Origin of the sequence: Sphaerisporangium sp. NPDC049003 (assembly GCF_043197795.1) — a bacterium.
Taxonomy (GTDB): Bacteria; Actinomycetota; Actinomycetes; order Streptosporangiales; family Streptosporangiaceae; genus Sphaerisporangium.
Genome location: NZ_JBICTU010000021.1, coordinates 1 through 12,219 on the forward strand (window position 1 = coordinate 1; position 12,219 = coordinate 12,219).

At 72.0% G+C, this 12,219-nt stretch carries 2 protein-coding genes; both read right to left on the reverse strand.

All coding sequences use genetic code 11. From position 1 onward, the window contains the following. On the reverse strand, window positions 1-1,961 hold a 1,961-nt coding region (locus tag ACGFIV_RS22775; RefSeq protein WP_392837472.1), incomplete at its 3' end, for a type I polyketide synthase. 1 nt (window position 1,962) lies between these two features. Beyond that, complete coding sequence (locus tag ACGFIV_RS22780) at window positions 1,963-11,523, reverse strand: type I polyketide synthase (RefSeq protein WP_392837474.1); 9,561 nt, start codon at window positions 11,521-11,523, stop codon at window positions 1,963-1,965. Window positions 11,524-12,219: the final 696 nt, after the last annotated feature.

Genomic DNA, 12,219 nt, shown 5'->3' on the forward strand with positions numbered 1-12,219 from the left:
GCGTCAGGAACAATCCCCCACGAACGCCACAACCGCGCCAGCGCCACCATCACCCCGAACAACACCGGCTGCACCACATCAGCACCCACCAAAGCCGGGGCACCCACATCCCCCCGCAACACCCCCACCACCGACCAACCGGTATACGGGCGCAACGCCTCATCACACTCATCCAACGCCCGGCGAAACACACCGAACGCCTCATACAACCCCAACCCCATACCCGGCTGCTGCGACCCCTGACCAGGAAAAACAAACACCGTCCTCCCCACACCCCGCGCAGACAACCCACACACCACACCCGGATGAGAAAGCCCCCCGGCAACAGCCCCCAAAGCCTGCTCCACACCACCGGATTCCGGACCCACGATCACGGCCCGGTGCGCGAAATGCGTCCGCCCCCTGGCCAGACCATGAGCCACCGCCACCGCATCCACACCCGGACGACCAGCCAGATAACCCCCCAACCGCTCCGCCTGCGCCCGCAACGCCTCCTCGCTCCGCCCCGAAAGCGGCCACACCACCAACGACGACCCACCATCACCGTCGACGACCGGCGGCTCCTCCGCAACGGCCGGCGGCTCCTCAAGGATCAGATGAGCGTTCGTACCGCTGATACCGAACGACGACACACCCGCACGCCTGACCCGGTCGCCCCCCGGCCACCCCCGCGACTCGGCCAGCAGCGACACCGCCCCACCAGACCAGTCCACATGCGGACTCGGCTCGTCCACATGCAACGACCTCGGCAACACCCCCCGCTCCATCGCCGCGACCATCTTGATCACACCGCCCACGCCGGCGGCGGCCATGGTGTGGCCGATGTTGGATTTCAGTGAGCCCAGCCACAACGGCCGATCGGCCGGCCGGTCCTGCCCATAGGTGGCGATGATCGCCTGCGCCTCGATCGGATCACCCAGCGTGGTCCCGGTGCCATGAGCCTCGACGACATCGACATCAGCCGCGGCGATCCCCGCATTGGCCAAAGCCGCACGAATCACACGCTGCTGCGAAGGACCATGCGGAGCCGTCAGACCATTCGAAGCCCCGTCCTGGTTCACCGCCGTCCCCCGGATCACCGCCAGCACCCGGTGACCCAGACGACGGGCGTCGGACACCCGCTCCAGCAACAGCATCCCGGCGCCCTCGCCCCAGCCGGTCCCATCGGCCGCCGCGGCGAACGCCTTGCACCGTCCATCGGACGCCAGCCCCCGCTGCCGCGAGAACTCCACGTACATGCCGGGGGTCGCCATGACCGTGACACCGCCGGCCAGCGCCAGCGCGCACTCACCCCGGCGCAACGCCTGAACGGCCAGATGGATCGCCACCAGCGAGGACGAACACGCCGTGTCCACCGTGATCGCCGGACCCTCCAAACCCAGCACATAGGAGATACGCCCGGACGCCACGCTCAACGTGCTCCCGGTCAGCAGGTAGCCGTCGTGACCCGCGGCCGGTTCGTGCAGGCGGGGGCCGTACTCGGAGGTCAGAGCTCCGACGAACACGCCCGTCGCGGTGCCGCGCAAGCCGGCCGGGTCGAGGCCCGCGTGTTCGAGCGTCTCCCAGGCGACCTCCAGCGCCACCCGCTGCTGGGGATCCATCCCCAGCGCCTCACGCGGCGAGATGCCGAAGAACTCCGCGTCGAACCCGTCCGCGTCGTGCAGGAACCCACCTTCCCGCGCGTACGTGGTTCCGGCGTGGTCAGGGTCCGGATGGAACAACCCGTCGAGGTCCCACCCCCGGTTGACGGGGAACGCCCCGATCGCGTCCACCCCGTCCGCGACCAACCGCCCCAGATCCCGCGCCGAGCGCACCCCGCCCGGATAGCGGCAGCCGATGCCCACGATGGCGATCGGTTCGCGTGCCTGGTCGGCCGAACGCTGGTTGGCCTGCTTCAGCGACTGGATCTCTTTCAGAGAGCGACGCAGCGCCTCTACGAGCTCTTGGTCGGATGCCTTCATCTCAACTCTCCGATCCACTTGGCGGCGAGGAGTACTCGCGGGCCAGCTCTAGAAGGGCGCGGGGGTCCATGGTGTCGATGTCGTCGGTACTCGGAGTCCGCACGGTGTCGGGCGCCGGTGAACCGTCGGCGAGGGCGAGCAACTGCTCCAGCAGTCCGGTTTCACGTAGCTTCCGCAGCGGAATGGCGGCGAGCTTGGCGCGTACGGCGCTCTCCTCCCTGTCGGCCTCCGCGGCGGGCCCGGGGACCGTGGCGTTCAGGTGGAGCGCGACCGCTTCCGGAGTCGGGTGGTCGAAGATGAGGCTTGAGGGGAGGCGCAGGCCGGTCGCCGTGTTGAGGCGGTTGCGAAGTTCGACCGCGGACAGGGAGTCGAAGCCGATCTCCTTGAACGCGCGGCGGACGTCGACGCCGCCGGGGTCGGCGTGCCCGAGGGTCGCGGCCACGTGACCGCGAACCAGGTCGAGCAACAGGCCGTGCCTGGCCTCGCCGGTCAGCCCGGCGAGCCGCTCGGCGAACGAGGCGGTGCCTGCGGGAGCGGCGGCACCGGCGGTGCGCCGGGCCGGTGCGCGGACCAGCCCCCGCAGCAGCGGCGGCACGGTCCCTTCACGGACCGCGGCGGCCAGCGCCGCCCCGTCGAACTCCGTGAGCAGCAGGAACGGATCGCCGGTCGACAACGCCCCGTCGAACAGGGCGAGACCGAACTCGGTGGTGAGGGGTCTGAGGCCCGAACGGGACATCCGCCGCAGGTCGGTGGTGGTGAGGCTCCCGGTCATGCCGCTGCCCTCTTCCCACAGTCCCCAGGCGAGGGAGAGGGCGGGCAGGCCCCGCACGTGGCGGTGATGCGCCAGGGCGTCGAGGTAGGCGTTGGCGGCCGCGTAGTTGGCCTGCCCGGGACCGCCCAGCGTGCCGAGGACCGAGGAGAACATGACGAACGCGGCCAGGTCCTGATCGCGGGTGAGCTCGTGCAGGTTCCAGGCCGCCTGGGCCTTCGGACGCCACACCTCCTGGAACCGCTCCGGTGTCAAGGAGCCGATGACGCCGTCGCGCAACACGCCCGCGGCGTGGATCACCATGGTCAGCTCGCGTCCCTTGAGCAGACCGGCCAGAGCGTCGCGGTCGCCGGTGTCGCATGCGGCGATCTCCACCCGCGCGCCGAGTTCGGCGAGTTCCGCCGCCAGTTCCACGGCCCCTTCCGCGTCCGGTCCGCGCCGGCTGGCCAGCAGGAGACTGCGGGCGCCGTACCGGCGGACGAGGTGCCGGGCCACGAACGAGCCCAGCGTCCCGGTTCCACCGGTGATCAGAACCGTGCCCTCGGGGTCGAACGGCGCGGGCACCGTGAGCACGATCTTCCCGACATGACGGGCCTGACTCATGAACCGGAAGGCCCGCGGAGCCTGCCGGATGTCCCAGCAGGTCACCGGCAACGGCTGGAGCACTCCCCGCTCGAACAGCCGCGCCAGCTCCACGAACATCCGCTGAACACGGTCGGGCTCCAGCAGCAACAGGTCGAACGCCTGGTAGGCGACGCCCGGATGGGTCTTGGCGATCTCATCGGGGTCGCGGAGGTCGGTCTTGCCCATCTCGATGAAACGGCCGCCACGGGGCAGCAGATCCAGGGAGGCGTCGACGAACTCCCGGGCCAGCGAGTTCAGCACCACATCCATACCGCGCCCCCCGGTGGCCCCCAGGAAACGCCGGCCGAAGGCCGGGTCCCGGGTGGAGGCGATCCGCCCGTCGTCCACCCCGAGGCCGCGCAGGGTGTCCCACTTGCCCTCACTCGCGGTCGCGTAGACCTCCGCGCCCAGATGCCGGGCGAGCTGGATCGCCGCCATGCCCACACCACCGGCCCCGGCGTGAACCAGGAGCGATTCCCCCTGCCTCAGTCCGGCCAGGTCCACAAGCGCGTGGAACGCGGTCAGGAACACGACCGGTACCCCGGCCGCCTGCGCGAACGACCAGTCTGCGGGAATCGGGGCGACCAGGCGGTGATCCGTCACCGTCACCGGTCCTGCGCCGTTCGGGAACAGCCCCATCACCCGGTCGCCCGGCCGCACTCCCGCGACCTCCGCGCCGACCTCGACGACGACTCCGGCGCCCTCCCTGAGCACCCTGCGGTCGGCCAGCATGCCCAGCGTGATGAGTACGTCCCGGAAGTTCAGCCCGGCCGCCCGCAGCGCGACACGTACCTGCCCGGGTTCCAGCCCACCGGTCAGCTCCGGGGCGTCGACCAGCGCCAGGGCGTCCAGACCGCCCTGGTCGGTCACCTCCAGCCGCCAGCCGCTCAGCCCCGGCGGCACCAGCGCGGCCTGGTGAACGGGATAAGGGACCACCCGTGCCGCCAGCAGCCGCCCCTCACGAACCGCGAGCTGAGACTCGCCTCCCGCCAACGCGGTCCTGATCGCACCCGGCAGCGCGTCCTTGGACGTCTGACGGGCGTCGACGTCGAGCAACACCAGCCGCTGCGGATTCTCGGTCTGCGCGGTACGGACCAGCCCCCACACGGCGGCCGACACGTCGCTGACGCTCTCGCCGTCGAGCGCCGCGACCGCATCACGTGTCAGCACCACCAGCCGCGACGTGCCGAACCGCTCGTCGGCGAGCCAGCTCCGCACCAGGCTCAGCACGTCCTCGACGCGGCCGGCGGCCGCGGAGGCGCTCTCCCAGTTCTCGTCCGCGTCCACCAAGGCGACCACCACGGCAGGCCCTGTGGGGGCCGGCTGATCGTCGAGCCACGCGCGTAGCTGATCCAGATCGGCGAACCGCCGGCCGGGCGGAAGGCCGGGAAGCGGCTCCGTCCCCTGGCGGTCCTGCTCGTCGGCGCCGACCCGTACGACCGCCCAGGTCGAGGCGGGGTCCGAGGCGGTGCCAGATGCGGGGTCCGAGGCGGAGTCCGCCGGCGTCTCGACCGCGTCGATCGGGGTCCACGAGAGAAGGTGCGTCCCTGCGTCACGACCCTCACCGGCGACGGGACGGTCGAGCAGGGCCAGCTGCTCCGCGCTCACCGGCCGGAGCGTGAGCTCCTCCACCAGCGCGACCGGCGCCCCGTCCGAGTCCGCGCAGACCACGCTGACGGCGTCGGCGGACGTAGGGGCCACCCGGACGCGCAACGCCCGCGCCCCTGTGGCGAACAGGCGCACCCCACTCCAGGAGAACGGCAGACGCACCGCACTGTCACCGGCACCGGCAGACGCACCCGCTATGAGGATGGCGTGCAGGGCCGCGTCCAGCGCCGCCGGGTGGATCCCGTAGCCGTCGCAGTCCACCGGCTCCGGCAGGCGCACCTCGGCGAAGAGCTCCTCGCCCCGCCGCCAGACCGCGTGCACCCCCTGGAAGGCCGGCCCGTACTCGTATCCCCGCTCGGCCAGCCGCTCGTACACCCCATCGAGGGCCATCGCCTCAGCACCCGCCGGCGGCCACACCTCCAGGTGCTCCTCCTCGCCGGCGCTCAGAGGCGCCAGCACGCCGGAGGCGTTCCTCGTCCACCGGTCCCCGTCCGCCGCGGCCCCGCCCCGGCGGGAATGGATCGTGAACGAGCGCCGCCCCTCGTCGCCGGGTCCGGCGATGACGAGCTGGACGGACACCTGCCCGCCCTCATCCGGCACCGCCAGCGGAGCCTCCAGTGTCAGCTCCTCGATCCCGTCGCAGTTCAGACGTTCCGCCGCGTGCAGCGCCAGTTCCGCGAACGCCGCGCCCGGCAGCAGGACGCGGCCCAGCACCGCGTGATCGGCCAGCCACGGGTGCGCGCTTCGCGACAACGAGCCCGTGAGGATGACACCCGCGCCGTCGGCCACCTCCACCGCCACGCCGAGCAACGGGTGATCCGCCGCGTCCACCCCTGCCCGCGTCACGTCGCCCGCGCCGAGGGTGGGAGCCAGCCAGTAGGACCGGCGCTGGAACGCGTACGTGGGCAGGGCCAGGCGGCGTCCGGCTCCGAGGACCGGCGACCAGTCGACCGGCGCGCCGCTGACCCAGGCGTCGGCGAGCGAGGCGCGAAAGCGCGCGGGACCGCCCTCCTGGCGGCGCAGCGACCCGATGACCGCGACGGTGGCGCCCGCGTCGGCCGCCGTGTCCTCGATCGCGCCGGTCAGCACCGGATGCGGGCTGACCTCGACGAAACGGTCGTGTCCCTGCTGGATCAGGGTGCGGATCGTACGTTCGAACTCGACACCATGGCGCAGGTTGCGGTACCAGTAGCCCGCGTCCAGCTCAGCGGTGTCCTGCGCCTCCCCTGTGACGGTGGAGTAGAACGGGATCCGCCCCGCCCGTGGCGCGGTCGCGGCGAGCGCTTCGAGGATCGGCTCACGAAGGGCTTCCACATGCGGGCAGTGAGAGGCGTAGTCCACCGCGACCCTCCGGGCCTGCGCCCCCCTGGCACGGTAGACCGCCATGATCTCCTCGACCGCGTCCGCGTCCCCCGACACCACGGTGGCGGCCGGGCCGTTGACGGTGGCCACAGAAAGACGCCCCGGCCAACCGGCCAGTTCCTCGCGGACCTGATCAGCCGGCACACCCAGGAACGCCATGCCGCCGGTGCCGGCGAGGGCGGTCAGTGCCTGGCTGCGCAGAGCGACGACGCGCGCGGCGTCCGCCAAGGACAGGGCTCCCGCGACATACGCCGCGGCGATCTCCCCCTGGGAATGACCGACGACGGCGTCCGGGCGAACGCCGTGGGCCTCCCATTCGCGGGCCAGGGACACCATGACGGCGAACAGTGCGGGCTGCACGACGTCCACACGGGCCAGAGCGGCGGCATCGTGGAGCACCTCACGCAGGTCCCACTGAACGTACGGGGCCAGGGCATCGGCGCACTCGGCGAGCGCGTCGGCGAAGACCGGTGAGTGTTCGGCCAGCTCGACGGCCATTCCCGCCCACTGGGATCCCTGCCCGGGAAAGACGAACACCGTCTTGCCGTGCGCGGGCACGCCCTGCGCGACGTCGGGGGCCGCGGTTCCCTCGGCCAGCGCGGTCAGGCCATGGAGGAAGTCCGCGCGCTCGCTTCCCATCACCGCCGCACGATGCTCGAACACGGCGCGGGTGGCGGCCAGGCTGTGGGCCACGTCGACCGGCCGCAGCTCGGGATCGGCCCGGACGAACTCCGCCAGTCGAGCGGCCTGCGCACGCGGCGCGCCCTCGGACCTTCCCGACAGGAGCCACGGCACCACGCGACGCTCTTCCGTGCCCGCGTCGGTGGGTTCTGCCGTCGCGGGTCCTTCAGCCGGCGGCGCCTCCTCCAGGATGAGGTGCGCGTTCGTGCCGCTGATCCCGAAGGACGACACAGCCGCCCGCCGCGGCCGCCCGTACGGGTGCCAGGGCCGCGGTTCGGTGAGCAGCGACACCGCCCCACCGGCCCAGTCGACGTGCGGGCTGGGCTCGTCGACGTGCAGGGTCTTGGGCAGGAGGCGATGCTCCATCGCCATGACCAGCTTGATCACACCGCCGACCCCGGCCGCGGCCTGAGTGTGACCGATGTTGGACTTCACCGACCCCAGCCACAGTGGCTGATCGGCCGGCCGGTTCTGCCCATAGGTGGCGATGATGGCCTGGGCTTCGATCGGGTCGCCCACGGTGGTGCCGGTGCCGTGGGCCTCCACCGCGTCCACGTCGCCTTCGGTGAGCCCGGCGGCCGTCAGCGCCTGCCTGATCACACGCTGCTGTGACAGCCCGTTCGGCGCGGTCAGACCGTTGCTCGCGCCGTCCTGGTTCACCGCGGATCCCCGGACCACCGCGAGCACCTGGTGACCCAGACGCCGGGCGTCGGACAGGCGCTCCATGAGTACGAGGGCGACGCCCTCCCCCCAGGCGGTGCCGTCTGCTTGGGCGGCGAAGGGCTTGCACCGGCCGTCGTGGGACAGCCCCCGCTGCATGCTGAACTCGACGAACAATCCGGGGCTGGACAGGACGGCGGCGCCACCGGCCAGTGCCATCGCGCATTCGCCCTGACGCAGGGCCTGGGAGGCCAGGTGCATGGCGACCAGGGAGGAGGAGCAGGCGGTGTCGACCGTGATGCTCGGGCCTTCGAAGGCGAAGGTGTGCGCGATCCGCCCGGACGCGACGCTGGGTGAGTTCCCGGTCAGCAGGTAGCCGTTGTGGCCCCCCGCCGGCTCGTACAGGCGCGGGCCGTACTCCTGGGCTCCGGCGCCGACGAACACCCCGACGGGTTCGCCGCGCAGCGTTGCCGGATCGATGCCGGACCGTTCGAACGCCTCCCAGGCGACCTCCAGCAGCAGCCGCTGCTGGGGATCCATCGCGGCGGCCTCCCGAGGGCCGATCCCGAAGAAGCCGGCGTCGAAGGCGGCGGCGTCGAGGAAGCCCCCTCGCCGGACATAGGTCCGGCCCGGCACTCCCGGCCGCGGGTCGTACAGCCTGCCCAGGTCCCACCCTCGATCGCCCGGGAACGGTCCCGTCGCGTCGACCTCGTCCGCCACCAGCCGCCACAGGTCCTCCGGTGACCCGACACCACCCGGATAACGGCAGGCCATTCCGATGATCGCGATCGGTTCGCCGGCCCTGGCCTCCGCGTCCTGCTCTCGCGGCGCTCCCGTGCGGCCGTCGCCCCCCACTGCCTCACCGAGGTGGCGGGCGAGCGCTTCGGGGGTGGGATGGGCGTAGACGAGCGTGGCATCGCGTCGCAGCCCGGCCGCGTCGGTCAGCCGGTTGCCGAGCTCGACCGCCATGAGCGAGTCGAACCCCAGGTTCTTGAACGTCTGCCCGGGCTCGACGGCGTCAGGGCCGGCATGACCCATGACCGCCGCGGCGTGTGCCCGCACGAACTCCAGCAGGATCCGAGGCCGCTCCTCCGTGCCCGCCGCGGTCAGCCGGCCGGAGAGCGACGAGGCCGCCTTACCGGGAACGTCCGGCGTCCGCGCGGCCTGCGGGAGCTCGCCGGCTCCGTCCCCCGCGACTACGGCGCGGGCGGGCCGGGCCGTCGCGCCGGGCCAGTACGACCGGCGCTGGAAGGCGTAGGTCGGCAGGCCGACCCGCCGGCCGGCGGTGAGCGTGGTGGTCCAGTCGACCGGTGCGCCGCTGACGTGAGCGTGGGCGAGTGAGGTCGTGAAGCGGGCGGGGCCGCCGTCGTCCCGGCGAAGTGAGTCGATGACGGCGACGGGGGAGCCCGCGTCGGCGGCCGTGTGCGTGATCGCGCTGGTCAGTACGGGGTGCGGGCTGATCTCGATGAAGCGCTGATATCCCGCCGCAAGCAGGCCGCGGACCGCGCGTTCGAAGTCGACCGGCCGGCGAAGGTTCCGGTACCAGTAGGCGGCGTCGAGCCCGGCGGTGTCCATGATCTCGCCGGTGACGGTCGAGCAGAAAGGGACCCGGCCGGCAGACGGCTGGATCGAACCGAGCCCGTCGAGGATCGGCTCCCGTAGCACCTCCACATGCGCGCAGTGGGAGGCGTAGTCGACCGCGACCACCCGCGCGTGGACTCCCCTGGCTTGCAGGTCGGCCACCGTCTCGGCGACGGCGTCCGCGTCTCCGGACACGACGGTCGCGGCGGGGCCGTTGACCGCGGCGACGGCCAGGCGCCCGCCCCGACCGGCCAGTTCGGCGCGGACCTCGTCGGCGGGGAGCCCCAGGAAGGCCATCCCGCCCGTACCCGCCAGGCGGGTGAGGGCCTGGCTGCGCAGGGCCACGATCCGGGCGGCGTCCGCCAGGCTCACCGCACCGGCGACGCAGGCCGCGGCGATCTCACCCTGGGAATGCCCGACCACGGCATCGGGGCGCACCCCGTGCGCCTCCCAGTGCCGCGCGAGGGAGACCATCACCGCGAACAGAGCCGGCTGCACGACCTCGACGGACTGGAGAGCGGCGGGGTCACGGAGCACCTCGCCGAGGTTCCAGCGCACATGCGGAACCAGGGCCTCGGCGCACTCGTCGAGCGCCCCGGCGAACACAGCGGAGGCTTCGGAGAGCTCGACGGCCATGCCGGCCCACTGGGACCCCTGGCCGGGGAAGACGAACACGGTCTTGCCGGGCACGGCCGTGCCCCGCACGAGGTTGGGCGTCGCGGCGTCACCGGCCAGTGCGGTCAGGCCCTGGAGGAGGTCGCCGCGCTCGCTCCCCAGTACCACCGCCCGGTGCTCGAAGGTGGTGCGCGTGGTCGCGAGGCTGTGGCCCACGTCCACCGGACGCAGCCCGGGATCGGCCTCGACGCGCTCCGCCAACCGGGCGGCCTGCGCGGCCAGCGCCGCCTCCGACCGGCCGGAAAGCACCCAGGGCACCACCCCGGGCCCGCCACGGTCCTCCACGGGGCCGGCCGAGGAGGGCTCGGCGACCGGCGGCGCCTCCTCCATGATCACGTGAGCGTTGGTGCCGCCCATCCCGAACGAGCTGACGCCGGCGATCAGGGGCTGATCCGGACAGGGCCAGGGGCCCGAAGCCGTCCGCACGCGCAGGTTCAGCTCGTCGAGCGGGATGGCCGGAGAAGGCGATTCGAAGTTCAGACTCGCCGGCAGGGTCCGCGCCTTGATGCTCAGGGCGACCTTGAGCAGGCCCACGATGCCGGCGGCCGCCTCCAGATGACCGACATTGGTCTTGACGGACCCGACGACCAGCGGGCTGTCCGCTGGGCGAGAGGCGCCTACCGCCGAACCGAGGGCGGCGGCCTCGATCGGATCGCCGAGCCTGGTACCGGTGCCGTGCAACTCCACGTACTGCACCCGCACGGGCGAGACACCGGCCCGCGCGCACGCTCGCCGCACCACGTCCGACTGGGCGTCGGCGTCGGGCACGGTCAACCCGTCGGTGGCGCCGTCGTTGTTCACCGCGTTGCCCCGGATCACGCAGTAGATCCGGTCCTGATCCGCCAGCGCGCGGGCCAGCGGCTTGAGCACGACGACGCCCCCGCCCTCGCCGCGTACGAACCCGTTCGCGCGGGCGTCGAAGGTGAAGCTACGGCCGTCCGGGGACAGCCCGCCGAACCTCGCCGCGGCCAGGGTGCCCTCCGCCAGGATGCCGAGGTTCACCCCGCCCGCCAGCGCGAGGGCCGACTCCCCGCTCCGCAGGCTCTCGACCGCCAGATGGACGGCGACCAGGGACGAGGCCTGCGCGGCGTCCACCGTCAGGCTGGGACCCCGCAACCCAAGGGTGTAGGACACGCGGTTGGCGATGATGCCCCGGTTCAGACCCGTCAGGGTGTGCTGGGCGATGGCGGCGGTTCCCTGGCGATCCAGCAACCGGGCGTACTCGTCTCCCATCGCCCCGATGAACACCGCCGTCCGGCTGCCCGCCAGGGACGCGGGGAGGATGCCCCCGTCTTCGAGCGCCTCCCACGCCAGTTCCAGCGTCAACCGCTGCTGGGGATCCATGGCGACGGCCTCACGGGGCGAGATCCCGAAGAAGCCCGGGTCGAACTCGTCGACCCCGTCGAGGAATCCACCGCGCCGGAAGCCCGCGAGATCCGGAGAGGCGTCATCGCCCGGATCGACGTCCCAGCGGCCCTCGGGTACGGGCGTCAGCGCGTCCACACCATCCCGGAGCAACCGCCAGAACGCCTCAGGATTCGGCGCCTTGGGAAGTCGGCAGGACACTCCGACAATCGCGATCCGATCGTCGGAACTGCTCATTGGATTGTGTGCCGTCTCGTCGGCGCGCACAGGAGATGTCCTTCCGCGTGGTAGGCAGGCGTGCCGGCCCGGGACGCGTCACATGCGTGGCCGCAGGAGACGTCATCCAGGGATCGCGCGCCTGGAGTCCGGCCACGTGAAGGGCCAGAGACAGCGGCGTCTCGGTTGGAGAACGGAAACGCCGCCACAGGAGTGGAGAAGTCGCTCGGCGTCCGTCCCGCCGCGTCAGCGGGAAGGAGCGGATCGGCGACAGCCGGTGGAGGCGGTCACGGGTGGACCGGCCTCCCGGCGGAGGGGTGGTACGGGGTCCCGTCCCCCGCGGCCTCCGCGAGGCAGGAGATGGTCGCCCTCATCGGCGTACCGCGATGCGATCAGGGTGTCTGTCGCGCTGTTCGACGGCACTTCGGTCCAGTGATTCGTGATGTACGCCAGGGATGCTTCCCGCGCGTCATGCTCGATTGTCCAGGAAGCCGGAATTCCTGCCGGCGACACTGGCGATAGGTGACTTTCTTCGCCGGACGGCACTTCGTCGCGGCCGTCAGGCCCTTCTACCGCATTCGTCATCGTAAAGCGTCCATCTGATCACCCGCATATCGTGTGCACCGCAACCCCAGACCTCGCATGACAGGCGATCGGCCGTCGCCGGCACGCCGAGGACGACCGCTCTTTCGATGTCCACGACAACCGCTGCCGGAT

What these genes read in the sequence shown, in the direction of transcription:
- ACGFIV_RS22780 (WP_392837474.1), bottom strand. Translation starts at nt 11,523, where the DNA reads ATGAGCAGTTCCGACGATCGGATCGCGATTGTCGGAGTGTCCTGCCGA.